This is a genomic window from Micromonospora lutea (assembly GCF_016863535.1).
Lineage (GTDB): Bacteria > Actinomycetota > Actinomycetes > Mycobacteriales > Micromonosporaceae > Micromonospora > Micromonospora lutea.
In genome coordinates this window covers 19,997-46,059 of record NZ_BOPB01000013.1, presented here as the reverse complement: position 1 = coordinate 46,059, position 26,063 = coordinate 19,997, and the positions used below count along the sequence as shown (strand labels likewise).

The following is a 26,063-nucleotide window of genomic DNA, read 5'->3' as shown; positions in this document are numbered from 1 at the left end:
CGCTGGGCGATCCGTAGGGGTGGAGGGCGACGAAAAAGGCGTCGACCCCGTCCCGGTGCGCCCGGGACGGGGTCGACGTGGACGTCGTCGTTGGGGTCAGAGCGCCGATTCGATCAGCTTGACCAGTTCGCCCTTGGGCTTGGCGCCGGCGATCGACTGCACCGGCTCACCGTTCTTGAACACGGTCAGGGTCGGCACCGACATCACACGGTAGGCCCGGGCGGTTTCCGGGTTCTCGTCGATGTTGAGCTTGACGATGCTGACCTGGTCGCCCATCTCGCCGGCGATCTCCTCCAGCAGCGGCGACACCTTGCGGCACGGACCGCACCACTCGGCCCAGAAATCCACCAGGACCGGCTTGTCGGACTTCAGCACGTCTGCGGCGAAGCTCGCGTCGGTGACCGACTTGGTTGCTCCCACTGTTGACCCCTCCTCCTCCGATGTTTCTGGTTCAGCCCTTGGGCAGCGTGGCGATGAAGCGTTCCGCGTCCAGGGCGGCCGCGCAGCCGGTTCCGGCCGCGGTGATCGCCTGCCGGTACGTGTGGTCGACCAGGTCACCGGCGGCGAAGACACCGGGGATGCTGGTCCGGGTGCTGGGGGACTGCACCTTCACGTACCCCTCGTCGTCCATCTCCACCTGCCCGCGGAACAGTTCGCTGCGCGGGTCGTGGCCGATCGCCACGAACACGCCGGTGACGTCGAGCACCTTGACCTCGCCGGTGTGGACGTTGCGTACCCGGACGCCGGACACCTTGCCGTCCGCACCGAGCACCTCCTCCACCACGGTGTTCCACTCGACCTTGATCTTGTCGTTGCTCAGCGCCCGCTCAGCCATGATCTTGCTTGCCCGGAACGAGTCCCGGCGGTGGAGGATCGTCACCGAGTCGGCGAAGCGGGTCAGGAAGCTGGCCTCCTCCATCGCCGAGTCACCACCGCCGACGACCACGATGTGCTGGTTGCGGAAGAAGAAGCCGTCACAGGTGGCGCAGGAAGAGACGCCGTGGCCGAGATACTCCTGCTCACCAGGCACGCCGAGCGGACGCCAGGCGGAACCCGTGGCGAGGATCACGGCCCGGGCCTGGTACGCGGTCTCGCCGACCCAGATGGTGCTCGCGGTGCCCGGCTGACCGGTCTCGCGCAACTCGACCCGCGTGACGTCGTCGGTCAGGAACTCGGCACCGAACCGCTCGGCCTGCTTACGCATGTTGTCCATCAGCTCGGGGCCGAGGATGCCATCCGCGAATCCGGGGAAGTTCTCCACTTCGGTGGTGGTCATCAGCGCGCCGCCGGACTGTACGCCCTCGATCACCAGAGGCTTGAGGTTGGCACGCGCCGCGTAGACCGCCGCTGTGTAACCGGCCGGCCCGGAGCCGATGATGACCAGGTTGCGGACCTCGTCCACTGCCGTCTCCCAATCGTGTTGACTGTCGCCACCGGCGTACGGGGCCGATGTCGATCCGAGTGCCGACGCGGCGGCTACTGATGTGCAGAACGTCATCGTACGAAGCGGGGATTCCCGAGCCGGTCACTCGGTGGGTGAGGTCACGTGGACAGCCAAACGTCCAGCGACCGTGGAATCACCCTACCCGCGTACGGTAACGGGCGTCCGAGCCGGATCCAGGTACACCACACTCCGGGCCGGAGACCCACGCCCAGTTCGTCCCGGACGCGTCGGTGAACTGGAGGACCAGCGCCGGTAGCCCTTGGAATCGGGCGTAGTCGATGACGTCGAAGACCAGTGGCCCTGCGCCGTGCTCGGCGCCGATCTCCGCGAGGCAGGCGCTCAACGCCGTCTGCTCGCTGAGCCGGGTCAGGTCACCGGGGGCGGGCAACCGCTCCTGGCTCTCCGCGCCGACCCCCGGATCGTCACTGCTGGAGAACTGCCTGATGCTCGGCGTCATGCGGGCCAGCGCCTCAGGTGTGTAGTCGGTGCCGCTGCGCTGAGGGGGGCCGATCACCCGGTACGGTGCGGTGGCCGCCGCGGAGGCACGTCCGGGTGCCGCTTTGGTGCTGGCCGGCCCAACGGAGTCCGGCGAGTACGCGGGCGGTGCCGCAGGACTGACGACCCGATCGTTCAGGGCGGTGTCGGTGGTGACCTCGCCACCTTGACGCGGCTGGAACAGCTGGAGCGCGCCCAACCCGACCACGGCGGCGGCGGCAAGCGCGACCGGCCCGGCCACCCGGGCCCAGCGCCGACGTCGCCGACCGGGCCGCGACGGGGCGGTTCGATCCTGTCCCGGTCGGAGCGGCCCGCCGGGTCGCCGCGGCCCGCCCAGCGGCTGGGCCGGTACGAGCGCCACCTTCCCGCCAGTCTCCTCCGAGCCGGCGTCGCCACCGGGGTCGTCCACGCCCGAATCACCGTCGGGCGTCACACCCCCGGTGTCCCCCGCTGCCGTGGCCGGCGCGACCTCGACGGTCGAGGTGGCGAGAGGAGGTGCGCCGGCGAGGGCGGCGCTGATCCGCTCAGTGATCTCCGGCGGGAGCTCGGGCGTCGGCTCACCCCACCCGGCCAGCTCGGCCCGGACACTGTCGAGGGCCGGGGCCAGCAGAGCGTGGGCGTGAGCCCAGGCCGGGTCCTGCGCGACCAGGCGGGTGATCTCAGCATGCTCGGCGGTGCCGTCCAGCGCGCCGCCGAGGTAGTCGGCGAGCAGGTCGTGGTCGACCTCGCTGAACTCCCCGGTGCTCACGCTTCCTCCTGCTGGTTGGCGGCCGGCCGGGACCGCCCCGACCCCGATCGGACGCCCGATGGCACTGTCGGGTTCCCGCCGGTGACCTCCGGCACGTTCGGTCTGGAAACGCCCGTCGGCCCGCTTCCGGGCCTCAGGTGGCCGAGCAGGACTGCGAGCCGGGCCCGACCCCGGGCGCAGCGACTCTTCACCGTTCCCTCGGCGACCCCGAGGATTCGGGCGACCTCGGCGACCGGGTAGCCCTGCACGTCCACCAGAACGAGTGCGGCCCGTTGCTCCAGCGGTAACGCGGCCAGGGCGTCCCGGATCACCATCGCGGTGTCGTGGTCGCGTACCGGTGCGGCCGGCTCCACGCCGCCGGTGGCGGGACCGTCCTCCGAGCCTTGGAGCCCGTCGGGCAACGGCACCGTCGGATGCGCCTGTCGGCGACGGATCCGGTCGAGGCAGGCGTTGACCACGATCCGGTGCAGCCAGGTGGTGACCGCCGAGTCACCCCGGAACCGGTCGGCCGCGCGATGGGCGGACAGCAACGCGTCCTGGAGGGCGTCTGCAGCCTCCTCACGGTCGCCGAGCGTACGCAGGGCGACCGCCCAGAGCCGGTCGCGGTGACGGCGGAACAGCTCGGCGAAGGCGTCCCGATCGCCGGCCACATGGGCGCGCAGCAGATCGAGGTCGCTGACCGTGTCGTCCACGGAGGCGGCGCTCATGTGGTTGCGGCCGGCGTCGCGTACCCCCATCACCCGGCCCGGTGGCTGCCGCCGTGCTGGTATCTCATGATCCCTGGACCGTGATCTCCTGGACACCGACCTTGAAGCCGTTGTTGTTCGGCGGCAGCTCCGTGATCCAGAACAGCAGGTACCGGTACTTCTGGTCGGCGTCGAAGCCGTTGAAGGTCATCGTGGTGCCGTCGTGCGTCTCGAAGGGCTGCCCGATCTTGTTCTTCAGGTACGCCGTGAGCACCTGCTCATCGCCCGAAGTGGACGACGGGGCGTCGATCGTGCCGGTGAGCAGCTCCGCCGAGGCACCCCGGTCGGAGAGGCTCACCTGCACCGACTTGACGGTCCGCTCGGCACCGAGGTCGATCCAGACGCCCATGCCTCGCTTGAAGTTGCCGAAGTTGCTGCTCGGGTAGGTCTCTGTTGACCAGCCGTTGTCCTGGTCGCCGTCGAAGACCTTCTCAGCGTCGCGGACCTCGCTGCGGTTGCGGCTGTCGGGGTCAATGATGCGAGCATTGCTGATCTTGAGGTTCCGGACCGCGGGTGCCGCCGGCTCCTCGCTCACCGGCGCACTCGATGTCGGCGCTGCGACCGGGCTGGTCTGCGGGTCCTCGTTGTCGTCGCCGAGGGTGCTGATCCCGATGAGAAGCCCGATCAGGGCCACCGCCAGCAGCCCGGCGATGCCCAGGGCGACCTTGCGCCCGCCGGCCACGGCCAACGGTGACGGCTCCTCGCCGGTCTCACCGGTGAACCGCAGCGGGCCGCTGTTGTCGAGGTAGTCGTCGTCGGGAACGTCGAGCCGGGCCAGCTCCGCTGTCAGGACGTCCGACGGGGGCGGGGCGATCTCGGCGTCGAGTAGATCCATGGTCAGGTCGTCCAGGTAGGCCGGAACACCGGCCCGGACCTGACGTGGTGCCGCAACGGCCCCGTTGGCGTCGCGTACCGCATCCGGAATGGCGGCTCGACCGTGCCCGGCGGTCGCGCCGCGCAGTGGCACCTCGGCGTGTGGCCAGTAGCCGGTCATCGCGAAGTAGAGGATGCCCCCGACCGCCCGGACGTCGCTCTCCTGGCTGTCGTCACCGTCGGTGCGGGCGTCCGCGAGCACCACCCGACCGTCGTCACTGATCATCACCGTGCCGGGGTGCACGTTGCCGTGCACCATGCCGGTGGCGTGCACGGCGGCCAGGGCACTGGCGACGGAGTTACCGACCGCGGTCGCGCGAGCGGCGTCCAACGGCCCGCCCGAGACGAGATCCCGCAGGGACTGACCGTCGACCCACTCGCGCACCACGTAGGCCCGCTCGGCCTCGTCGATGGCGTCGTACACGCCGACCAGGTTGGGGTGGACGACCCGGCTGGCGGCGACCGCGGCCTGAAGCATCTCCGTGGCGGAGTCGCCGCCCGGGTAGCGCATGACGACCGCGACAGGCCGGCGCAACACGACGTCGACCCCACGCCAGACCAGACGCCCCGCGCTGTCGTTGTTGATGTGCTCGACCAGTTCGTAACGTTCGGCGAGGATCTCACCGGCCGTCGGAGCACCGAAGGTCATGACCGGCGGAGTGGTCTCGTCCGCGTCCTGACCCTCGCCGACCTGGGTCACCCGTCCTCCCTCGGTGATCGTGTCGATCGATGGACCCGCGCTGCTGGGCATCTGCTTCCCGCTCCGCCTTCGTCTGGTACCGGCCGGCCGGTCGCAGCACGGTGCCGCGCGCCGGTGTCTGCCGTACCCGTCGAGTGCGACCTTACCCGGGATGCCCCGATCCCCGACATGTCATCTTCCCGCCGTACGGTGACGGTGGGGTCAGCAGTCGGTCGGCGCGTCCCGTTACCACCGTTGTCGGCCCCGTTGCTGGTACATGTACCAGTCAATCTAGAGGTTGACCACAATCGGTGCCGGCCGGGGCGGGACCGGTCTCATCAGCGGATTCGGCAGCGCCAGATTCCCCGTCAAACAGCCGGGCATGCTCGGCCGTCCGGCTGGTTATCCACAGGCTGATCCGCTAGTTGAGCGGCGGCGCGCGGAGTTATCCACAGGCGCATCCCCAGCCTGGTGATCCGCGGTGACTCTGGGTGCACGTCGACCGGGTCGGGTCAGCGTCCGAGTCGACGGCGGACCATACCGACCACCTCGGTGATCTCGGAGATCCGCAGCACGGTCGCCAGGCCGAGGTAGGTACCCCCGATCACCGCGCCACCGACCACCAGCTGCACCATCGCCTCCAGCCGCGTCGGCGTGTCGTCACCGGGCAGCACGGCCACCACCAACAGGCCGGCCAGGGCGGCGCCCAGCGCCGCCACGAGGACCCGGCCGAGGGTACGCAGGATCGCGCCCAACCCGATGCGGCCGACTCGGGGACGCAGCAGCCAGGCCGAACCGATCGCCGCCGCCAGATACGAGATCGCGTTACCGATCATCATCCCCGCCCCGACGAAACTCGCCGAGAAGATGGCGAACAGGGCGATCTGCACCCCGATCCGGAGCGCCACGACCGGGATGTTGATCAGTGCCGGGGTCCGGGTGTCCGGCAAGGCGTAGAAGGCGAAGGTGAACAACTGGCTGATCGCGAAGGGCACCAGCGCGAGCGCGGCGGCGAGCAGCACCAGGGAAGTAGCGGTGGCGTTGTCCTCGGTGAACGCGCCCCACCGGAACAGCGTGAATGCGATCGGGGTGGCCAGCACGGCGTAGCAGACCGCGATCGGGGCCAGTACGGCGGAAACCGTCCGGGTACCCCGGGACAGGTCGGCGGCGAGGTCGGCGTACCGGCCGTCGGCGGCGGCGGCGCTCATCCGAGGCATCAGCGCGGTGATGATCGACACCGCGATGATGCCGTGTGCGGTCATCAACAGCAGGAAGACGTTGTTGTAGATCAGCGGACCGGCGGCGTTCTCCTTGCCCGCGCGGTTCAGCAGGTTGAACAACACGATGAGGCCGAGCTGGCTGACCGCGACGTAGCAGATCATCCAGGCGCCGAGCCGCCCCAGCTCGGCCAGACCGAGCTTGCGGAAGTCGAAGCGGAGCTTCCACCGGAACCCGACCTTGCGCAGCGCCGGCAACAGGCCGGCGACCTGGACGGCCACGCCGACCAGGGTGCCGCCGCCGATGAGCAGGACCCGGCCGGTCGTCATCTCATCGGGCTCGACGATGTCGGCGCCGAAGATGGCGATGTAGAGGCCGGCGGTACCGATGACGACCAGGTTGTTCAGGATCGGTGCCCACATCGGCGCGGCGAAGTGGCCCCGGGTGTTGAGCACCGCGCTGATCAGCGCGCTCAGGCCGGAGAAGAAAATCATCGGCAGCATGAGCCGGGCCAGGGCGGTGACCAGTCCGGAGTAACCGGCTGCGGACTCGTTCGCGCCGTACAGCCAGGTCAGCGGCGCGGCAAGAGCGACCGCGAGCACGGCGGCGGCACCCAGCGCGAGCAGCGCCAGGGTCAGCAACCGTTGCGCGTACGCCTGACCGCCGTCGGCGTCCGCCTTGCGCCGACGCACCAGCACCGGGATCAGCACGCTGGTGAGGATGCCGCCGAGCAGGAACTCGTAGACCATCCCCGGCAGGATCTGAGCGGTGGTGTAGGCGTCGCCCACCAGCGCACCGCCGAGAGCGGCGCCGATGACCAGGTTGCGCAGAAAGCCGGTACCCCGACTGACCAGGCTGCCCAGGGCCATGATGGCGCTGTTCGCGGCGGCGCTGCCCTCCGCCACCTGCTCCTGCGGGGGTGCGACCGACTCCATCGCGGGCTGGTTGAGCGGCTCCGCAGAGATGAACGTGGCTCCGTCGTCCGACCGGCCGCCGGGCGCGCCGCCCTGCTGGGCGTTCGCGCTGCGGTAGAGCCCGCCGCTCATCTGTGCCTCCAAGGGGGTACGCCGGAGCCGGCACCGGCCCACACGCCACAGACCTTAGTCAACTCCCGCCCGTTACCCGCGCCCGGCGGAGGAGATGCGGGCCAGGACCGATAGGCTGCGGATCCGATGTCCGAAGCCGCCGCATCCCACGCCACCGACCGCCGCGATCTCACCGCCGCTCAGCGCAACGCCGTCGCCGAACTGCTCCGGGTCTCCCCGGTGGCCGACGAGCTGGGCCGCCGGTTCGCCGCCGCTGGTCACGAACTGCATCTCGTGGGCGGTTCCGTCCGCGACGCGCTGCTCGGCCGGCTCGGTGAAGATCTCGACTTCTGCACCGACGCACACCCCGACCAGACGCTGGACATCGTGCGGGGCTGGGCCGAGGCGATCTGGGAGACCGGCCGCGAGTTCGGCACCATCGGCTGCCAACGCGGCGGCCTGCGCCTGGAGATCACCACGTTCCGCGCCGAGTCGTACGACCAGGTGAGTCGTAACCCGGTGGTCGCCTACGGGACCAGCCTCACCGAGGACCTGCGACGGCGGGACTTCACCGTCAACGCGATGGCGGTCAGCCTCCCCGAGCACCGGTTCACCGACCCGTACGGTGGCCTGGCCGACCTGGCCGCGAAGATCGTGCGCACCCCCGGCACACCAGCCGAGTCGTTCGGCGACGACCCACTGCGGATGCTGCGGGCCGCCCGCTTCGCCGCGCAACTGCGCTTCGCGGTCCACCCGGACGTGCGGGCGGCGATGACCAGGATGGCGACCGACCTGGACCGGATCACCGCCGAACGGATCCGTGACGAGTTCACCAAGCTGCTCTGCGGCGCCGATCCGATCACCGGCCTGCGGCTGCTGGTCGACACCGGCCTGGCCGAGCGTTTCCTGCCGGAGCTGACCGGGCTCAAGCTGGAGATCGACGAGCACGCCCAGCACAAGGACGTCTACGAGCACACTCTCACGGTGATCCGCAACGCCGTCTCGTACGAGGAGGACGGACCGGACTTCATCCTCCGGATGGCCGCGCTGATGCACGACGTGGGCAAGCCGGGGACGAAGGCGATCGGCCCGGACGGCCGGGTCAGCTTCCACCACCACGAGGTGGTCGGCGCCCGACTGACCAAGGCGCGGATGAAGGCGCTGCGCTACCCCAAGGACGTCACCGCGAAGGTCACCGCGTTGGTCGCGCTGCACCTGCGTTTCTACGGGTACGGCCGGGGTGAGTGGACCGACTCGGCGGTGCGTCGGTACGTCACCGACGCCGGTGACCTGCTGCCCCGGCTGCACAAGCTGACCCGATCGGACTGCACCACCCGAAACCGGCGGAAGGCGGCCCAGCTCGCGGCGGACTACGACGCGCTGGAGGAGCGGATCGCCCGGATCGCCGCCGAGGAGGACCTCGCCCGGGTCCGACCCGACCTCGACGGAAACGCCATCATGGAGCTGCTGGGTGTGCCACCCGGTCCGGTGGTGGGACGGGCCTGGAAGCACCTGAAGGATCTGCGGCTGGAGCGTGGACCGTTGGACCGCGACACCGCCGAGGTGGAGTTGCTGCGCTGGGCCCGCGACGAGGGCATTCTCAGCTGACCGCAGCCCTCGTCCACCCTGGATCGCACGCCTTGATCGTCGATACGACGAGACGCCGACGTTTCGACCGAAAAGCTGACGCGCGCTCGCCGGCATCCATTCATGATGTTGGAACGTCCGTCAGCGCCGCTGCCGTCAGGCCGGAGCCGGACCATCCAATGTTTGTCCGACCGTCCATGGAACACGGTCGACGACCCGACGGGGGTTACCCATAGTGAAACGCCGTGGCGTTCTGCGCCGCTCGGCGGTGGCGGGGCTCGCCCTCGCCACCGCCTCGTCCATCATCGGCGTCGTCTCCGGCGGTGCCGCGACGGCAGCCCCGTCCGACCAGGCTCGGCCCGAGGTGCTCGGCACCACCGGAGCCGGAGTCGTGCCGGACCGTTACATCGTCGTGCTCAAGGACCGCGGGGCCACCTACAGTTCGGTCCGGGCGGCTGCGTCGGCGTTGACCCGCGCCAACGGCGGCACCGTCCGGCTGGTGTTCGGCAACGCCCTCACCGGCTACTCGGCCACCATGAACAAGCGTCAGGCGGAGAAGCTGGCCGCCAACCCCGCCGTCGCCTACGTCGAGCAGGTCCGGCGGCTGTCGGCCAACGCGACCCAGAGCAGCCCGCCCTCGTGGGGCCTCGACCGCCTCGACCAGGCCTCGGCGAAGCTGAACAAGACCTACAAGTACCCGAACACCGGCAGCAAGGTCACCGCGTACATCCTGGACACCGGCATCAACGTCAAGCACCAGGACTTCGGCGGACGCGCCACCATGGGGTACGACGCGATCGACCCGCCGCCGGCAGAGCCCACCGAGCCGGATCCGGGAGCGGCGGTCAAGGCCAACGCGAACGGGGACTGCAACGGTCACGGCACGCACGTCGCCGGCACCGTCGGCGGCGCCAAGTACGGCGTGGCCAAGGCCGTCAAGCTGGTCGGCGTACGGGTGCTCGACTGCGAGGGCTACGGCACCACCGAGCAGGTCCTCGCCGGCATCAACTGGGTGACCACGAACGCCAAGAAGCCGGCCGTTGCCAACGTGAGCCTCGGCGACGTGACGGCCATCCCGTCGATCGACGAGGCGGTCAAGCGCTCCATCAACTCCGGCATCACCTACGCGATCGCCGCCGGTAACGCGTGGATGGACGCCTGCAAGGCGTCGCCGGCGCGGGTACCGGACGCCATCACCGTGGGCGCTACCGACCGGGTCGACATGCGTGCCTGGTTCTCGAACTACGGCAAGTGCGTCGACGTGTTCGCCCCCGGGGTCAGCATCGTGTCGGCCCGCCACGACAACAACACCGGCAGCGTCGGATACAGCGGCACCTCGATGGCGGCTCCCCACGTGGCGGGCGCGGCGGCCCTGCTGCTGCACACCAACCCCACCTGGAAGCCGAAGCAGGTGCGCGACCGGATCGTCACCACCGGCATCGCCGGCGTGGTGTACGACACCAAGGGCTCGATGGACCGGCTGCTGACGGTGGGTTCGGTGACCCCGGTCCGCAACGCGTACGGCCTGAAGGCCCTCTCGAACGGCAAGTACGTCACCGCTGCCAGCACCAAGAAGGCTCTGGTGAACAACGGCAAGAGCATGGGAACTGCGCAGCGGTTCGACATCGTCAACGCCGGTGGTGGCCTGGTCGCGCTGCGCTCGAAGCAGACCGGCCGCTATGTGGTGGCACCGAGCAAGGGCACCAAGCCGCTGATCGCCAGCCACAAGACGATCGTCACCCCGGCCAAGTTCACCATCGTGAACCACACCGACGGCAAGATCAGTCTCAAGGCCAAGACCAACGGGAAGTACGTGACGGCGTCGAAGACCGGTACCTCGGTGCTCCGGGCGAACCGGACCAGTATCGGCACCAACGAGAAGTTCACCCTTGAAGCACCGGCGCCGGTGATCAGCATCAGGTCCAAGGCCAACAACAAGTACGTGGTGGCTGCCAGCACCACCAAGCCACTGGTGGCCAGCAGCAAGACCGTCACCAAGTCGGCGAAGTTCCAGATCGTCAACCAGGGCGACGGCTTCTTCGGCCTCAAGGCGTTGTCCAACGGCCGGTACGTGACCGCGGCGAGCAAGGGCACCAAGCCGCTGGTCGCCAGCAGCAAGACGGTCGGACTCTGGCAGACCTTCGACTTCGTCGACTACAACGGCGACGGGACGGTCTTCTTCCGGGCCAGCGACAACCAGGCGGTCTCCGCCGGGGCGTCCGGCACCAGCAAGCTCATCTCGAACAAGAACATCAAGTGGACCGCCTTCGAACTGGGGCTGGGCAAGGGCGAGAAGTTCACCGTCTCCGCCGCCTGATTCGTACGCGATCCGACCCGGCGCCCGCCGGAGCACCCGACAGCTCGGGACGCTCCGGCGGGCTTCGGCCTTCCCGGGCACCGCACGCCACCCTGAGTTCGAGCTGCTGTCGGGTGGACAATGGTGAGATGCGTTGGACGGTGCTCGACTCCCCGATCGGGGAGTTCTCCGTGGCCACCGACCGGGGCAGCGTCTGTGGGACGCGCTTCGGCGCGGTCGGTGACGCCGCCACCGAACCGGCCGACGAGACCTCCCGGCGCGTGGTGGCGGAACTGCGGGCGTACTTCGCCGGGGAGTTGACCGGCTTCGGCGTACCGGTGAGCGTGCCACGCGGCTCCGACTTCGAGCGGGCGGTGTGGCGGGAGATGACCCGCATTCCGTACGGCGAGACACTGACCTATGGCGAGGTCGCCCGGCGGGTCGGTGATCCCGGAGCGGCCCGAGCGGTCGGGGTGGCCTGCAACCGCAACCCGATCCCGGTGATCGTGCCGTGTCACCGCATCATCGGGGCCGGTGGGAAGCTGGTCGGCTTCGGTGGCGGCCTGGACCGGAAAATCAAACTCCTGGAGTTGGAGGCCCGGGTGGCCCTGCAGCGCGCCTGGTCCTGATCAGTCCAAAGCGACGGTGAGGGCCGGGCCCGCAACGGACCCAGCCCTCACCGGTGCTGGTGGTCAGCGGCTCAGCGCTCGACCTCGCCGGCGATGAACGCCTCGACGGCGGCGTGCGCGTCGTGGTCGGCGTACTGCACGGGCGGGGACTTCATGAAGTACGACGACGCGGACAGGATCGGGCCACCGATCTTCCGGTCCAGGGCGATCTTGGCGGCCCGGACGGCGTCGATGATGACACCGGCCGAGTTCGGCGAGTCCCACACCTCAAGCTTCAGCTCGGCGTTGAGCGGGGTGTCACCGAACGAGCGGCCCTCCAGGCGGATGTAGGCCCACTTGCGGTCGTCGAGCCACGGCACGTGGTCGGACGGGCCGATGTGCACGTCGCTCTTGGCCATCTCGTGCGGCACCTGGGAGGTCACCGACTGGGTCTTCGAGATCTTCTTCGAGACCAGGCGGTTGCGCTCCAACATGTTCATGAAGTCCATGTTGCCGCCGAAGTTGAGCTGGTACGTACGCAGCAGCTCGACGCCCCGGTCCTCGAAGAGCTTCGCCAGGGCACGGTGCACGATGGTGGCACCGACCTGGCTCTTGATGTCGTCGCCGACGATCGGCAGGCCCGCGTCGGTGAACTTCTGCGCCCACTCGGGGTCGGAGGCGATGAAGACCGGCAGGGCGTTGACGAACCCGCAGCCGGCGTCGATCGCAGCCTGGGCGTAGAACTTGTCGGCCTGCTCCGAGCCCACCGGCAGGTACGAGACGACCACGTCGACCTGCGCGTCGCGCAGCGCCTTGGCCACGTCGACCGGCGTGGCGTCCGACTCCTCGACGATCTCGCGGTAGTACTGGCCGAGGCCGTCGAAGGTCGGGCCGCGCTGCACGGTGACGCCGGTCGGCGGCACGTCGCAGAGCTTGATGGTGTTGTTCTCGCTGGCGACGATCGCCTCCGCGAGGTCCATGCCCACCTTCTTGGCGTCGACATCGAACGCCGCGACGAACTGCACGTCAGAGACGTGGTAGTCGCCGAAGGTGACGTGCATGAGACCCGGGACGCGGTCGTTGGGGTCGGCATTCCGGTAGTACTCGACGCCCTGTACCAGGGACGAGGCGCAGTTACCCACACCGACGATGGCGACGCGGACGGAGCCCATCGCGTGTGCCTCCTTCTTTCTCTGTCACGGCCGCTCTGTCCTGGTCTCGCCAGGCGGAGGCGGGCTGTTGTCTTCTCGTGGGCCGCCGGCCGTCCCGTCGTTCGGGACCGTCGGGGCACGGCCGGAGCGCTCGTTGGCGATGAGCTCCTCCAGCCAGCGGACCTCACGCTCACAGGCCTCCAGGCCGTGGCGCTGCAGCTCCAGGGTGTACGCGTCGAGGCGCTCGGCCGCCCGGCCCAGCATGTCGCGAAGCCCTTCGCGACGTTCCTCGATCGTGCGGCGGCGACCTTCCAGGATGCGAAGTCGGGTCGCCCGGTCGGTTCGGGAAAAGAACGCGAAGTGCACACCGAAGCCGGTGTCGCCGTACGTCTCCGGCCCGGTCTGTGCGATGAGCTGGGCGAAGCGTTCTTTTCCTTCCGCGGTGATTTCGTAGACCACCCGACCTCGTCGGCTGGTCAGCGCGGGAACCTCCTCGGCGGTGGCGGGTGTCTCGTCGGCCTCGGTGATCCAGCCCGCCGCCTGCAGCCGGCGCAGCGTCGGATAGAGCGAGCCGTAACTGATGGCAGCGCGGATCGCACCGAGCTTGGCCAGGAGCTCCTTGCGTAGCTCATAGCCGTGCATCGGGGCCTCCTGCAACAGGCCGAGGATGGCGAGTTCGAGCATCGGCCACCCTCCCTTACCCTGTGCGTGGAGCACTAACCGCCACGATGTATCGGACCGATACATCGCACCGTAGCGGCTCGTGCCGGCCTGGGCAAACCCCCGCTCTGATGTCCTTCGGTCACCGATTGTCACGGTGGTCGCCTCGTCAGAGCAGACGGCGTACCCTTTCCCGCATGCGTACGCAGCGCCAGGTCGTCGACTACTCGCTCCGAAAGCGAGCGGCGCTGCGTGAGCTCCTCGCCGGCCGCGTCGGCACCTATGACCTGTGCGACGCATCGCCCTACCTGAAGAACGCGGCTCGATTCCACGGCGAGTCCACCGATGAGCGGTGTCCGATCTGCCGCAGCGAAAACCTGACCCTCGTCCACTACATTTACGGAGACGAACTCAAGCAGTCAGCCGGGCAAGCCCGTAATGTGGCGGAGCTGACCATGCTGGCGATGACGCTGCGTGAGTTCCAGGTCTTTGTGGTGGAGGTGTGCCTCGGCTGTGACTGGAACCATCTCATCGAGCAGTACCTGCTCGGGCGGGATGGTCTGACCGGCGTCGCCGACGGCGACCCGGCGCATGGTGAGGCGAGCGGCATGACCGCCGATGGAACGGGTGTCCGGCGAAGGCGAGAGGCACAACGGTGATTCGAGCTCGATCGGCCGGCCCCGGTCGCGTGCCACGCGGCTGGGGCTACCGACGGCTTGTAGGTCTGAATGGTCCGATTGATACGGATCTGACACCGCGACCCCGGCACCCCCGTGCCGGGTTGACAGGTGTCACAACTCACGGCAAACCGGTGGCGGCGCGACCGTGCCCCACCGCGACGGCAGGGTGTGAGGAATGAACTCGTACGGCGATCCCAGCTCCTCGCGTGGTCGGGCCCGGATTCCGGGTCAGGACGACCCGGGGCAGGCGGACGACGCGTACCGCCGCCCGGGTGGTGAACCGCGCGGAGTCAACTGGTCCACCGGCCCGGAGGCATCGGGCCCGTCGGCCCGTGCCTCGGTTGGTGGACGTGCCTCGGTCGGTGGCTCGGCGAGCGTTCCGCCACGTGGCGGAACAACCGGTGCGGCCCCGGTCGGTCGGGCCGGCCCTGGCCGTGCCTCGGTGCCGGTCTCGCCGGCCGGTCCCGGTCGTGCCTCGGTGCCGGTCTCACCCGCCCCGGGCCGCGCCGGCCGTGCTTCGGTGCCGGTCTCGCCGGCCGGCCCCGGCCGTGCCTCGGTCGGTGCTGCCGCCGTCGGTGCGGCGTCGGCCGGTCGCGCGAGCGTCGGATCGGCGTCCGTGGGTGGTGTCGGCGGTCGCGGTGCGGTGGCCCGAGCGAGCGTCGGAGGTCCAGGCGGACCGGGCGGTCCCGGTGGACCGGGTGGACCAGCCGGGCCCGGTCGAGGTGGCCGTGACCCGGGTGCGGCGGCCCGCGCCCGCAAGCGTAAGCGGATGAACATGCTGATCGCCGGCTTCGCGGTGTTCATCATGCTGGCCGGCATCGGCGTCGTCGGGTTCACCTACTACTCGACGAACGTGGTGCTGCCCAAGGAGATCCCGCTGCCGCTCTCCACCACCGTCTACGCCAAGGACGGCAAGACACTGGTGGCCAAGCTCGGCAACGAGAACCGCACCTTCGTCACCATCGACAGCATCCCCGAGCACGTGCAGAACGCCGTCGCCGCTGCAGAGGACCGCAACTTCTACCGGCACTCGGGTGTCGACTACAAGGGCATCGCCCGTGCCGCCTGGAACAACCTCTCCGGCGGCGACAAGCAGGGCGCCTCGACCATCACCCAGCAGTACGCGCGCAACGCCTACGAGAACCTCCAAGACGACAGCTACGCGCGGAAGGTGAAGGAGGCGATCCTCGCCTCCAAGCTCAACGACAACTTCACCAAGAAGCAGATCATGGAGAACTACCTCAACGTGATCTACTTCGGTCGCGGTGCCTACGGCATCGAGGCGGCCGCCCAGACGTACTTCAACACCAACACCAAGAAGCTCACCCCGGCCCAGGGCGCGGTGCTCGCCGCCCTGATCAAGCAGCCCGTCGCCAGCGCCACCCACAAGGGCTTCGATCCGGAGGTCAACGAGCCCGACGCGAAGGCCCGGTGGGAGTACGTCATCAACGGGATGGTCGAGGAGGGCTGGCTGAACGCCCCGGGCAAGCCGGAGCGGCCGACCGAGTACCCGAAGGTGCAGAAGTCGAAGAAGAACAACGGCTTCGGCGTCGCCACCCCGCGCGGCAACGTGATCAACTACGTCCGCAAGGAGATGGAGGAGTGGGGCCTCTGCTCCAACTCCGGTGCCGAGGGCAAGCCGAGCTGCGTCGACGAGCTGCGTGAGGGTGGCTACCGGATCACCACCACCATCGACCCGAAGATGCAGAAGGCGCTGGAGGAGGCGGCCCCGCCGGACCGCAAGGGATCGGTGCTCAAGGGGCATCCGAAGAACCTGATGGCGGCGGTGGTCTCCATCGAGCCGAAGACCGGTCGGGTGCTCGCCTACTACGGCGGTGACAGTGGCGCGGACTTCGACTACGCCGGCCTCAACACGGATCAGAACGGCAACCTCGTCGGTGGCCATCCGCCGGGCTCGTCGTTCAAGGTCTACACCCTGGCCGCGGCGATCGACGCGGAGATCTCGGTCAAGTCGCACTGGGACGCCACCCCGTTCAAGCCGGAGGGCTACGCGGATCCGATCCAGAACGCTGGCCGGGATGTCAAGCGAACCTGTAACAAGTGGTGCACCCTGCAGGAGTCGACGGTGCAGTCGTACAACGTGCCGTTCTTCTACGTGACCGAGGACATCGGTTCCGACAAGGTCCTCGACATGGCCCGCCGCGCCGGCATCCGCACCATATGGGACGACAACCACAAGGTCTACGACCTGACGAAGGAGAAGCCCAAGGATCTCGCACCGAGCAAGTTCGACCGGGTGATCGGCTTCGGCCAGTACCCGATCACGGTGCTGGACCACGCCAACGGCCTGGCCACCCTCGCCAACAAGGGCAAGTACAACAAGGCGCACTTCGTCCGGATGGTGGAGAAGCAGAACAAGGCCACTGGAAAGTGGGACAAGGTGCGCGGTGCCGGCGAGAAGCTCAAGCCCCAGCAGGTGATCCGGCCGGAGGTCGCCGACGAGGTGACCGCGGTGCTCAAGGAGATCCCCGGCCGAAACAACGCGACGCTGGTCGGCAACCGACAGGCCGCAGGTAAGACCGGCACCTGGCAGCACGGCAAAACTGACAAGAACGCTCACGCCTGGATGGTCGGCTACGACGAGAACGTGGCCACCGCCGTCTGGATCGGCAGCCGCGACCCGAAGAAGCCGGCGATCGTGGACCGCAACGGCAGCAACGTCGGCGGTGGCAACATCCCCGCCGCACTGTGGAAGCGGTACATGGACGACGCCTTGAAGGGCTACGACCCGTCCAACCTGCCCAATGTCACGGGGATCGGTGATCAGGACGCCGGCAACGGCGAGGAGCCGCCCCCGCCACCGCCCCCGCCCGGCAGCGATCAGCAGAACTGCAACCCGGTCGACCTCCTCTGCCAGCTCAATGGCGGGAACAACGGCGGCAACAACGGCGGCGGGAACGACGGTCCTGGCGGTGGCAACAACGGCGGCAACAATCCGTTCACCCCACCCGATCGTGATCAAGGGCAGGGTGGTGAAGGCGGCGGCCTGACGCCACAAAGAAGCACGAACCGGGACTAGATCCCGCTGACACCGCGGGCGGCCGGAGACTCTCTCCGACCGCCCGCAGTGCTGTACGCCGCGATGCTTGCGGAGTCGCTGTGCTCCGGGTTCGGTCCGGCGAGAACCCCGAGGATCGAAGGGTCTGTCGGTAGGGCCGAGTTTCGGCTTCTGCCCGCCCCACGGATACGGCAGGATGCACGTTCATGAGCACGAAGTCGACGCCAGGCATCGATGGATCAGGTGCCCCCGATCACCCGTCCCGCTCCGACGGCTTCGTCCGAGGGCTGTCCGGGCTGATCGGCGGCCCGCTCGGTGACCACGCGGTCGCCCGCGACCGTCCGGTCGGTGCGGAGCATCGATTCTGGACGGCGGTGCGGATCGTCCTGGTGCTGACCTGCCTCACGCTGACTCTGCACTGGGTGCAGAAGTCACCCTGCCAGGATGGTGCGTGGGCGGACAACGAGCAGTACACCCGCTTCTGCTACACCGATGTCCTCGCGCTCTACTACGCCGAGCGGCTTCACGAGGGAGCGGTGCCCTACCGGGATCATCCGGTGGAGTACCCGGTGCTGACCGGGTACTTCATGGGGGCGCTGGGGTTGCCGGTCCACTCGGCCGGCGTCGATAACCCGGACATGAACCAGGGCCAGTGGTTCTACAACCTGAACGCCCTCGTGCTCGGGGCGCTGGCGGTGGTGACCGTGGCGGTGATCCTGGCGTTGCGCCGTCGACGCCCGTGGGACGCCGCGCTTTTCGCGCTCGCCCCCGCGCTACTGCTCACCGCCACCGTCAACTGGGACTTCCTGGCCATCGGGCTCGCCGCGCTCGGTCTGCTGGCCTGGGCGCGTTCCGGACCGGGCCCCAAGGGCACGATGATGGTGGTGCTCTCCGGAGTGCTGCTCGGGCTCGGCGGCGCGGCGAAGATGTGGCCGTTGTTCATCCTCGGACCGATCCTGGTGCTCGCGATACGGGCCAACCGCCTCCGAGCCGCGCTGCTCTCCATCGCCACAGCCGCGGTGACCGTGGTGCTGGTGAACCTGCCGGTGGCGATCCCGTACCGGGACAACTGGAACCGGTTCTTCGAGCTGAACACCACCCGTCCCATCGACTGGGGCACCTTCTGGTACATCGGTCGCTACCTGGACGGGAAGTTCGGTGATCCCGCCAGCATCGGGCCATTCCAGTGGCTCGACGCCAACATCCCCACCCTCAACAACCTGTCGTACGCCCTGTTCGGGCTGGCCTGCCTCGGCATCGGCGCGCTGGCGCTGCTGGCGCCCCGGCGTCCCCGGCTCGCCCAACTCGCCTTCCTCGTGGTCGCCGCCTTCCTGATCTTCAGCAAGGTCTGGTCGCAGCAGTTCGTGCTTTGGCTGCTGCCCCTGGTGGTGCTCGCCCGACCCAAGTGGGGTGCGTTCCTCGTCTGGCAGCTGGCCGAGGTTTGCTACTTCATCGCCTTCTACGGCCAACTGCTCGGCGCGTCGACCGGCACGCCGGTCTTCCCGGAGGGCGTCTTCGTGCTGGCCGCGAGCCTACGCCTGGCCGCCGTGGTGGCCCTGGTCGTCCTGGTCGTACGCGAGATCATGAACCCGGAGCAGGACGCGGTACGCCGCACCTACGCCGACGACCCGGACGGCGGCCTGCTCGACGGCACCCCCGACGCACCCTGGCTGGACCGATGGCGAAGCCGCCGCCAGACCACCGATCCCACCCCCACCCCCGTACCCACCACCACCTGACCGATTGGCGCTGCCGAAGCAGCAGACCTACAGACGCGCAAGTCCAAGACGAGCCCGGTGGCGCTGGGTTTGCGGGGGAGCACGCCCGGCGCAGGGATCAAGCCTGACCGCCCGGAGCCGGGTGTGCTCCCCCGCAAACCCCAACCCCAGCCACCGAACGCCTCAGAGACGAAACACCACGACCGAGTCGATCTCCTCACGGGTGATGCCCAGCCCGTCGACAGGTGCGTCGACGCTGACCTCCCACGGGGTGCCGTCGATCTTGTTGCGCAGCACCAGGACGTTCTGCACGCCGAGCGTGCGCAGGTAGTCGACGCTGGTCTGATCGGGGAACGTCATGGCGACGCGGCGTACGTCTCGCAGCTGACGCGGGGTGAAACCGCTGCCGCCGTTGACGATGTCCTGGAACCGGGTGGTCGACCAGAGCATCACCGGCTGGTCATGGTTCTGACCGCTGGGCAGGACGAGCAGCGGGCCGTCGACCGAACGCATCGCCGCCGGCTGCCTCGGCACCACCGGGTGCGGTGTGGTGTTGGTGCCCTCGGCGATGACCAGCGCCAGCGGTATCAGGGTCGCCAGGCGCAGCCACGGGCTCGGCCAGGAGGGAATCCGCTCGGCGGAGATCTCCCGGACCCGCTCGGCGAACGCGCTGACCGCCCCCGCCGCCAGCAGCCCGAGCAGCAACGTGGCCCACAACATCAACCGGCCGGGCGTCCGGATGCCGTTCCATCCGGGCAGGTGGTCGAAGAGGGGTACGTAGGTGAAGCGGCCGTCGAACAGTTCGGTGCCCATCGACAGGGCCATCGCGACCAGCACTCCGGCGAGCAGCAGGAGCCGTTGGCGGACCCTCCAGATGGAGAAGAACAACCCGCCGACGGCCAGCGCGTACAGCACGAAGCCGGGCAGCAACGTCATCTCCGGATGCCACGGCAGGAGCGATCGAGCACCTTCGTGCAGCTCGCCCCAGAGGCGGGACTCGGCCGGAGCGGTGAGGAAACCGGTCGCGGGTGGCGAGAAAACGGCGATGTCGTCGATCGTCCGTTCCGCGTTCGGGTGCAGTTGCGTGACGGTGAAGTACGGGATGGCCATCAGGACACCCACTCCGGCGAAGATCAGCCCGCCGATCAGGTCCGCGACGAACAACCGCTGGCCGAAGGGGCGCTTGAGCCGCCAGAAGATCCGTTTCGCGTACCAGATGGCGGCCGCGACCAGCACGGTGACGGCGAGCACGTACGCGAACGGCAGGCCGATGCCGAAGCCGAGGCTCAACTGCCAGGCGGCCACCAGCCAACCGGCGTACACCCAGCCCTCGTGCCGACGCTCGGGTCGGTAGCCGTGCCGGAGCGACCAGCCGTGCCCCCGCGCCAGCATGGCCAGCGCCAGCGGAATGCCGCCGTTGGAGACCACGTGCAAATGACCGGCCTGGGAGAGCAGCCACGGCGCGTAGGTGTAGGCGACACCGGCCACCGCGGAACCGATCCGGCTCGCGCCGAGCTGCCGGGCCAGCACGTACGCGCCGAAGGTGGCGAGGGCGTGCGCCAGCACGAACATGATGTTGTAGCGCACGAGGGCGGCCTCGGGGCCGTTGCCGATCATGCCGGCCGGCGCGTACCCGAGCAGGGTGTCGGAGAAGGCGAAGCTCCACCGTTCGGGGAAGAACGCGTTGGAGTGCCACAGCTGGGCCGGGTCCGTCAGCAGGATGTGCCCGGACCAGGCCATCTGCCACGCCTGGAGGCTAGGGTCCCAGTAGTCCTGCGGCAGCGTGTGTGCCGGGTAGCGCAACGTCGGCCAGGTCAGCAGCACGGCCAACGCCAGTGACCCGACGGCGGCCAGCGTCCACTCGTGGATCAGTAACCGGCCGAACCACCGGCCCAGCCGCCCGTACCAGGTGGGGACCGGCTCGGGTGCGGGCCCGAAGGCGGACCAACGATCCGGCTTGCCTTCCTCCGCCGGGGTGCCGGCCGGTTTGCCGTTGTTGTCCTTGCCGGTCGTGTCGCCGCCAGCCTTACCGGTCGCCTTGTCGTCCTTACCGGAGGTCTCGTCACCAGCGGCCTTGTCGGTGTCCGAGGGCTTGGCTGCGTCGCCGGCCTTGTCCTTGTCCGCGGCCTTGTCATCCCCCGGGGCGTCCTTGCTCGCGGCCTTGTCATCCCCCGGGGCGTCCTTGTTCGCGGCGTCGGCCGTGGCCGCCCGGCCGCCGGGGGCATCGTCGTTCGGCCGACCGTCGCGCGAGGTCGGCCTGGAACCACCGGCGGCGGACTGGTCCGTGGTCATCGTGCCCCGGTCTCCCCGTCGAGTTGCCCGCGCAGGAAGGCGATGTCGTTGCCCTGTCCCTCGACGCCACCGGGCGTCTCGACGATGACCGGTGCGCCCGCCGCGCGGATCACCGCGACCACGAGGTCAGGATCGATGGTCCCGCCCGACAGGTTGTCGTGCCGGTCCCGACCGGACCCGAAGCCGTCCTTGGAGTTGTTGGCGTGCACCAGGTCGATCCGCCCGGTGATCGCCTTCACCCGATCGACCAGGCCGAGCAGTTCCTCTCCGCCAGCATGAGCGTGACAGGTGTCCAGGCAGAAACCGACCTCCTGGCCACCGACGGCGTCCCAGAGTCGGGCGAGCGCATCCAGCCGTCGGGCGCAGGCGTTCTCGCCACCGGCGGTGTTCTCGATCAGCACCGGAAGGCCGAAGCCGCCTGACTCGGCCGCGTACGACAGTGCCTTGCGCCAGTTGTCGAACCCGGCTGCCAGGTCGTCACCGGCGTTGACGTGCCCGCCGTGTACCACCAGGCCCTTAGCGCCGATGGCCGTGGCCGCTTTCGCGTGCGCCAGCAGCAGCTTGCGGCTGGGAATCCGGATGCGGTTGTTGCCTGTCGCGACGTTGATGACGTACGGCGCGTGCACGTAGATGTCGACATCGGCGCTACTCAACGCCTCGGCGTCGGCACGGGGCTGCGGCGCCTTCCATCCTTGGGGGTCGGAGAGAAAGAACTGCACGGCGTCTGCCGCTCGGGCGGTCGCCTCCGCCAGCGGGTCGGTCGGATCGACGTGGGCTCCGATACGCATGCAGGCGAGCCTACGTCCCGCCCCCGACCGTCGGGGCGACGCCCGCTCTCCGGCCGCGTCACCGGCACCGACGGGAGTCGTTGAGGTCAATGGATCCTCCGGTCAAGGTGACTCGGCCGGAGTCAGGCAAGGAATTTGTCGGTAATTCCAGGATTTGCCCCCGTAAGCGCCAACTTCCACGATAACGTCAGGTAACAACGTGATAAAGCTCCGCGGGGCGTCTCCGGTCCAACCTCATCGGTGTGGTCGTTCCTCCCCAGGTCCCACCCAAGGAATGCGGACCAGACGCCCCGCGGCCCCGTGACCGGGGGTGCGACCGACAGCGACGTCGGTCGGACCCCCGGTTCGCTGTGCTCGTCACCTCGGTGATGGTGATCGTCCGGGCCGGGTATCCTGGTCCGGTTGTCCGTCCCCGGCCGGGTTCCCCCGGTACCGGAACGGCCACGACGCACGACCTCCTGCCACGGAAGGACCGTGGCCGCTTAGCCCACAGGAGGTGAGCACGTCTTGCGTCATTACGAGATCATGGTGATCCTCGACCCCAGCCTCGAGGAGCGCACCGTCGCCCCGTCGCTCGACACGTACCTGAATGTGATCAGGACTGCGGGTGGCTCGGTGGAGAAGACCGATGTGTGGGGCCGCCGGCGCCTCGCCTACGAGATCAACAAGAAGGCCGAGGGCATCTACGCCGTCATCGACCTCCAGGCGACGCCGGAGGCGGTGGCCGAGCTGGACCGCCAGCTGCGGCTCAACGAGTCCGTGCTGCGTACGAAGGTCATCCGGCCGGAGATGCGCTAGCAAACCCACCCGGCCCCACCCGGATCAGCCTCACTGTCACTGTCAGAGGGTTCTGCGAACCTGTATGGCGGAACGGATGAGCGCGCGAGGAGTTGGTCATGGCAGGAGACACCACCATCACGGTCATCGGCAACCTGACCGATGACCCCGAGTTGCGGTTCACCCCCTCCGGTGCCGCGGTCGCCAAGTTCCGGGTCGCCTCGACGCCCCGGTTCATGGACAAGGCATCCGGCGAGTGGAAGGACGGCGAGCCGCTGTTCCTTTCGTGCACCGTCTGGCGGCAGGCTGCGGAGCACGTGGCGGAGTCGCTTCAGCGCGGTGCTCGCGTGATCGTCTCGGGTCGGCTGCGTCAGCGGTCCTACGAGACCCGCGAGGGTGAGAAGCGCACCGTCATCGAGCTGGAGGTCGACGAGATCGGCCCGTCACTGCGCTACGCCACGGCGAAGGTGCAGAAGATGTCCCGGTCCGGCGGCGGTGGCGGCGGCTTCGGTAGTGGTGGCGGTGGCGGCCAGGGCGGCGGAGGCAACTTCGACGACCCCTGGGCCTCAGCCGCGCCAGCCCCCTCTCGTTCGGGTGGCGGCAACTTCGACGAGGAGCCTCCGTTCTAATGGCGCCGAGCGCCCGTGATCGTAAACCAGGAGCAAGAGCAATGGCGAAGGCTGCGGCACTGCGCAAGCCGAAGAAGAAGGTGAACCCGCTCGACAAGGACGGGATCACCTACATCGATTACAAGGACACCGCGCTGCTGCGCAAGTTCATCTCCGACCGCGGCAAGATCCGCGCTCGGCGGGTGACCGGCGTGACCTCGCAGCAGCAGCGGCAGATCGCTCGTGCGGTCAAGAACGCCCGTGAGATGGCGCTCCTGCCGTACACCGCGACGGCCCGCTGAGAAAGGCACCGATATGAAGATCATCCTGACTCAGGAGGTGTCCGGGCTCGGTGCCCCGGGCGACATCGTGGAGGTCAAGGACGGCTACGGCCGTAACTACCTGCTCCCGCAGGGCTTCGCGATCGCCTGGACCAAGGGCGCGGAGAAGCAGGTCACCCTCATCAAGCGGGCCCGCTCGGCCCGCGAGATCCGGGACCTGGATCACGCCAACGAGGTGAAGGCCCAGCTCGAGGCCCTCAAGGTCAACCTGAAGGCCCGTGCCGGTGACGGCGGCCGGCTCTTCGGCTCGGTCACCCCGGCCGAGATCGTCGACGCCGTCAAGGCGGCCGGCGGTCCGGTTCTCGACCGGCGGCGGCTTGAGGTCCGCGGCCACATCAAGTCGATCGGATCGCACCCCGTGCGGATCAAGCTGCACCCCGAGGTGACCGCCTCGTTCAACCTCAACGTCGTGCAGGGCTGAGTCCCAACCGACGAACGACACAGGCTCGCACCGGTCACGGTGCGGGCCTGTGTCGTGCCGTTGTACGGGTTCCCGGTCAGCCGATCGGCTGACCGGTCACCGCACTGATCATCACAGTCGAGAGACCGCCACCCACCACAGCGGCGGCGAGCGCCACCGTGGTCGGACGCCAGGTCGTACCGACCCGGCGCAGGAGCATCGCGATCGCCAGGCTGCTGGCCAGGGCCAGCCCGAAGCGTGGCAGGCCGCCCGCCAGCGCACCGAACGCACGGGCCCGCGGCGATTCGCAGCCACCGCCACTGATGTCGGTCACGCAGCCCACCGGTGGCGTTCCGTCCAGGGTCAGCAACCAGACGAAGACCACGACCGCCGGTAGGACGTAGCAGGCCGCGGTGTAGAGCAGCGGCAGCCAGGATCCACCCGGATCGGGGTCGAGCAGGTCGTCTTCCAGCCGACGGTTCCAACTGGCGTTACCCACCGACTCGATGCGCCGTCGCACCGCCGCGATACCGACCGGCCGGGCCTGCGGGACCGCCGGGGCACGACGCCGTGGTGCCGGGCGGGGACGAGGTGCCGTGTAACCCACCACCGGCGACCGGGGCGCCGACGCCGATGCATCCACCCAACGAGGATCGTCACCGGCCAACCGGGTACCCGGCCAGAAGGTCTCCTGTGGTGGCTCCGGCCCAGGTCGAGCGCTCAACGACCACTGCTGCGCACCGGGTGCGCCACCCGACCGGGGCGGCTCCGTACGATCCCAACGGTCCGGCTCGGAGTAGTCGTCCCACCGGTTGTGGTCCCGCTGCCGCTCCCGTCGGTCCACCTCGGGATCACGGTCCCACTGGCCGGTGCTGTCCGGCTCCAGCCACTGGTCCGTCGCGGACGACTGAAGCCACTGGCTCGTACTGTCGGCGTCCCACGGATCGGTCGGGCCGGACTCGATCCGACGGTCCAGCCCGGCGGGCTGCTGCCAGGCGTGCAGACCGGAGGCGTCCCATGGATCCACCGCAGGGCGTCGCGGTTCGGGCTCTGTCGTCCGCTCCCACGGTTCCGCCGCCCGCTCCCACGGATCCACCGCCGGACCGGGTGCCGGCTCCACCGCCCGCCGCCGACGTCGAGGGGCCGGGTCGGCGGCCGGCTCGGAGTCGGGCGACTGCTGCTCGTCCTCCTCCAGACCGGACCAGGTCACCTGGCGTCGCCGAGACTGCGCCCGGCGTGGTCTGCTCTGCGGCGTCACACCGGAGACCGGATCGTCCTCCTCGGCCCGGCGGCTGCCGACGTACCCGTCCTCCTGCGGACGGTCGAAGGTCCACTCGCGGGTGTGGTCGGACTGGGGTGCCGCAGCGGGTGACGGGGCGATGGCACGGGGTGAGGTGTCACGCCATTCCGCGTCGTCGGATCGTCGGCTTCGGCCAGCCCTCGCCGCTCGCCGCCCGCTGTCGCCGTAACGCGGCCGGTCGTCCTCGTCGTCCTCATCCGGCGCGGCGTGCCGGCCGCCACCGTCGACGCTGCTGACACCCGATTCCAACGCCCAACGTGGCAGGTAGGGCTCGGCGGGCTCGTCCTGGCCGCGCTCGATCGCCCGTCGACGACTCGGAGTGCGGTAACGCTCGACCGCCGAGTCGTAACGCCCGGCCCGTGAATCCTCGACGGGCTCGGCCCACGAAGCGGTCGGTCGCCGCTCGCGCGGACCGTCCTCCCCGCGTGCCCAGTCCCGGTAACTCACGGCCGGAGCGTGACCCTTCTCAACCGAAAGTGCAATCCGCTGTCCAGGTGTAGCCGTAGGCCACCGATCTTACGGGAGGTTCAGGACAAAGCCCTACCCGGAAATTTCCTCCACAGGCTGGGGATAACGTTGCCGCAGGTCAGAGCCCATACCGGAAAGAATT

General features: G+C 69.0%; 21 protein-coding genes. 10 read left to right on the top strand and 11 right to left on the bottom strand.

The features are described from left to right. Window positions 1-96: 96 nt before the first annotated feature. From trxA to murJ, 6 genes are all read right to left on the bottom strand, one after another. Window positions 97-420 carry a thioredoxin gene (gene trxA, locus Vlu01_RS13735; RefSeq protein WP_092381342.1) on the bottom strand — a complete coding sequence of 108 codons (324 nt, stop codon included), beginning with the start codon at window positions 418-420 and terminating at the stop codon, window positions 97-99. Between the two features lie 31 nt (window positions 421-451). Further along, the gene (gene trxB / locus Vlu01_RS13730; RefSeq protein ID WP_203998704.1) at window positions 452-1,402 is read right to left on the bottom strand and encodes a thioredoxin-disulfide reductase; all 951 of its coding nucleotides are present in this window, start codon (window positions 1,400-1,402) and stop codon (window positions 452-454) included. A gap of 175 nt (window positions 1,403-1,577) precedes the next feature. Next, window positions 1,578-2,687, bottom strand: coding sequence for an RsmA family anti-sigma factor (locus Vlu01_RS13725; RefSeq protein WP_203998702.1), 1,110 nt, complete (start codon window positions 2,685-2,687; stop codon window positions 1,578-1,580). Further along, window positions 2,684-3,424 (bottom strand): RNA polymerase sigma factor SigM, encoded by a 741-nt coding sequence (gene sigM, locus Vlu01_RS13720; RefSeq protein WP_203998699.1) that lies wholly within the window; start codon window positions 3,422-3,424, stop codon window positions 2,684-2,686. Before sigM ends, Vlu01_RS13725 begins: the two co-directional genes overlap by 4 nt. 34 nt (window positions 3,425-3,458) lie before the next feature. Next, entirely contained in the window at window positions 3,459-5,057 is a 1,599-nt protein-coding gene (locus tag Vlu01_RS13715) for a protein kinase family protein (protein WP_203998696.1), read from the bottom strand. Between the two features lie 440 nt (window positions 5,058-5,497). Then, entirely contained in the window at window positions 5,498-7,249 is a 1,752-nt protein-coding gene (gene murJ, locus Vlu01_RS13710; protein ID WP_203998693.1) for a murein biosynthesis integral membrane protein MurJ, read from the bottom strand. 126 nt (window positions 7,250-7,375) lie between these two features. Here murJ and Vlu01_RS13705 point away from each other — a divergent pair, with 126 nt between their 5' ends. The 3 genes from Vlu01_RS13705 to Vlu01_RS13695 all read left to right on the top strand — a co-directional run bounded on the left by Vlu01_RS13705 (window position 7,376) and on the right by Vlu01_RS13695 (window position 11,740). Beyond that, window positions 7,376-8,836 (top strand): CCA tRNA nucleotidyltransferase, encoded by a 1,461-nt coding sequence (locus tag Vlu01_RS13705; protein WP_203998690.1) that lies wholly within the window; start codon window positions 7,376-7,378, stop codon window positions 8,834-8,836. A 214-nt stretch (window positions 8,837-9,050) separates the two neighbouring features. Next, window positions 9,051-11,132, top strand: a complete 2,082-nt coding sequence (locus tag Vlu01_RS13700) for a S8 family serine peptidase (protein ID WP_203998688.1) — start codon at window positions 9,051-9,053, stop codon at window positions 11,130-11,132. A gap of 128 nt (window positions 11,133-11,260) precedes the next feature. Then, entirely contained in the window at window positions 11,261-11,740 is a 480-nt protein-coding gene (locus tag Vlu01_RS13695; protein WP_203998685.1) for a methylated-DNA--[protein]-cysteine S-methyltransferase, read from the top strand. Between the two features lie 71 nt (window positions 11,741-11,811). Here Vlu01_RS13695 and Vlu01_RS13690 read toward each other — a convergent pair whose 3' ends face one another. Together Vlu01_RS13690 and Vlu01_RS13685 are read right to left on the bottom strand one after the other, a co-directional pair. Continuing rightward, a complete protein-coding gene (locus tag Vlu01_RS13690; RefSeq protein WP_203998683.1) occupies window positions 11,812-12,891 on the bottom strand; it encodes an inositol-3-phosphate synthase in 1,080 nt (359 codons plus the stop codon). Between the two features lie 24 nt (window positions 12,892-12,915). Continuing rightward, the gene (locus Vlu01_RS13685; protein ID WP_203998681.1) at window positions 12,916-13,554 is read right to left on the bottom strand and encodes a PadR family transcriptional regulator; all 639 of its coding nucleotides are present in this window, start codon (window positions 13,552-13,554) and stop codon (window positions 12,916-12,918) included. Between the two features lie 173 nt (window positions 13,555-13,727). Between Vlu01_RS13685 and Vlu01_RS13680 the strand changes: the two genes are divergently transcribed. From Vlu01_RS13680 to Vlu01_RS13670, 3 genes are all read left to right on the top strand, one after another. Beyond that, window positions 13,728-14,189 carry a DUF5318 domain-containing protein gene (locus Vlu01_RS13680; RefSeq protein ID WP_203998677.1) on the top strand — a complete coding sequence of 154 codons (462 nt, stop codon included), beginning with the start codon at window positions 13,728-13,730 and terminating at the stop codon, window positions 14,187-14,189. 196 nt (window positions 14,190-14,385) lie between these two features. Next, window positions 14,386-17,250 carry a transglycosylase domain-containing protein gene (locus Vlu01_RS13675; RefSeq protein WP_203998675.1) on the top strand — a complete coding sequence of 955 codons (2,865 nt, stop codon included), beginning with the start codon at window positions 14,386-14,388 and terminating at the stop codon, window positions 17,248-17,250. A gap of 185 nt (window positions 17,251-17,435) precedes the next feature. Beyond that, window positions 17,436-18,968, top strand: coding sequence for a glycosyltransferase family 87 protein (locus Vlu01_RS13670; protein ID WP_203998673.1), 1,533 nt, complete (start codon window positions 17,436-17,438; stop codon window positions 18,966-18,968). 162 nt (window positions 18,969-19,130) lie between these two features. On the opposite strand, the gene Vlu01_RS13665 is transcribed toward Vlu01_RS13670, so the two are convergent. Together Vlu01_RS13665 and Vlu01_RS13660 are read right to left on the bottom strand one after the other, a co-directional pair. Beyond that, window positions 19,131-21,239: a DUF2339 domain-containing protein gene (locus tag Vlu01_RS13665; protein ID WP_203998671.1), complete on the bottom strand. Its 2,109-nt coding sequence runs from the start codon at window positions 21,237-21,239 to the stop codon at window positions 19,131-19,133. Further along, window positions 21,236-22,027: a deoxyribonuclease IV gene (locus Vlu01_RS13660; protein ID WP_203998669.1), complete on the bottom strand. Its 792-nt coding sequence runs from the start codon at window positions 22,025-22,027 to the stop codon at window positions 21,236-21,238. The genes Vlu01_RS13665 and Vlu01_RS13660 overlap by 4 nt, the downstream gene beginning before the upstream one ends. Window positions 22,028-22,534: 507 nt before the next feature. Between Vlu01_RS13660 and rpsF the strand changes: the two genes are divergently transcribed. From rpsF to rplI, 4 genes are all read left to right on the top strand, one after another. Beyond that, window positions 22,535-22,825: a 30S ribosomal protein S6 gene (rpsF, locus tag Vlu01_RS13655; protein WP_089004747.1), complete on the top strand. Its 291-nt coding sequence runs from the start codon at window positions 22,535-22,537 to the stop codon at window positions 22,823-22,825. Window positions 22,826-22,923: 98 nt separating this feature from the next. Further along, window positions 22,924-23,433 (top strand): single-stranded DNA-binding protein, encoded by a 510-nt coding sequence (locus Vlu01_RS13650; RefSeq protein WP_093409371.1) that lies wholly within the window; start codon window positions 22,924-22,926, stop codon window positions 23,431-23,433. A gap of 41 nt (window positions 23,434-23,474) precedes the next feature. Further along, window positions 23,475-23,714 (top strand): 30S ribosomal protein S18, encoded by a 240-nt coding sequence (gene rpsR, locus Vlu01_RS13645; protein WP_007073789.1) that lies wholly within the window; start codon window positions 23,475-23,477, stop codon window positions 23,712-23,714. 13 nt (window positions 23,715-23,727) lie between these two features. Further along, the gene (gene rplI / locus Vlu01_RS13640) at window positions 23,728-24,174 is read left to right on the top strand and encodes a 50S ribosomal protein L9 (RefSeq protein ID WP_203998667.1); all 447 of its coding nucleotides are present in this window, start codon (window positions 23,728-23,730) and stop codon (window positions 24,172-24,174) included. A 76-nt stretch (window positions 24,175-24,250) separates the two neighbouring features. On the opposite strand, the gene Vlu01_RS13635 is transcribed toward rplI, so the two are convergent. Then, window positions 24,251-25,900 (bottom strand): chromosomal replication initiator protein DnaA, encoded by a 1,650-nt coding sequence (locus Vlu01_RS13635; RefSeq protein WP_203998665.1) that lies wholly within the window; start codon window positions 25,898-25,900, stop codon window positions 24,251-24,253. Window positions 25,901-26,063: the final 163 nt, after the last annotated feature.

Coding starts and splice junctions, on each gene's coding strand:
- sigM (WP_203998699.1), bottom strand. CDS start 3,424: ATGGGGGTACGCGACGCCGGCCGCAACCACATGAGCGCCGCCTCCGTG.
- Vlu01_RS13715 (WP_203998696.1), bottom strand. CDS start 5,057: ATGCCCAGCAGCGCGGGTCCATCGATCGACACGATCACCGAGGGAGGA.
- murJ (WP_203998693.1), bottom strand. CDS start 7,249: ATGAGCGGCGGGCTCTACCGCAGCGCGAACGCCCAGCAGGGCGGCGCG.
- Vlu01_RS13705 (WP_203998690.1), top strand. CDS start 7,376: ATGTCCGAAGCCGCCGCATCCCACGCCACCGACCGCCGCGATCTCACC.
- Vlu01_RS13695 (WP_203998685.1), top strand. CDS start 11,261: ATGCGTTGGACGGTGCTCGACTCCCCGATCGGGGAGTTCTCCGTGGCC.
- Vlu01_RS13690 (WP_203998683.1), bottom strand. CDS start 12,891: ATGGGCTCCGTCCGCGTCGCCATCGTCGGTGTGGGTAACTGCGCCTCG.
- Vlu01_RS13685 (WP_203998681.1), bottom strand. CDS start 13,554: ATGCTCGAACTCGCCATCCTCGGCCTGTTGCAGGAGGCCCCGATGCAC.
- Vlu01_RS13680 (WP_203998677.1), top strand. CDS start 13,728: ATGCGTACGCAGCGCCAGGTCGTCGACTACTCGCTCCGAAAGCGAGCG.
- Vlu01_RS13675 (WP_203998675.1), top strand. CDS start 14,386: ATGAACTCGTACGGCGATCCCAGCTCCTCGCGTGGTCGGGCCCGGATT.
- Vlu01_RS13670 (WP_203998673.1), top strand. CDS start 17,436: ATGAGCACGAAGTCGACGCCAGGCATCGATGGATCAGGTGCCCCCGAT.
- Vlu01_RS13665 (WP_203998671.1), bottom strand. CDS start 21,239: ATGACCACGGACCAGTCCGCCGCCGGTGGTTCCAGGCCGACCTCGCGC.
- Vlu01_RS13660 (WP_203998669.1), bottom strand. CDS start 22,027: ATGCGTATCGGAGCCCACGTCGATCCGACCGACCCGCTGGCGGAGGCG.
- Vlu01_RS13650 (WP_093409371.1), top strand. CDS start 22,924: ATGGCAGGAGACACCACCATCACGGTCATCGGCAACCTGACCGATGAC.
- rpsR (WP_007073789.1), top strand. CDS start 23,475: ATGGCGAAGGCTGCGGCACTGCGCAAGCCGAAGAAGAAGGTGAACCCG.
- rplI (WP_203998667.1), top strand. CDS start 23,728: ATGAAGATCATCCTGACTCAGGAGGTGTCCGGGCTCGGTGCCCCGGGC.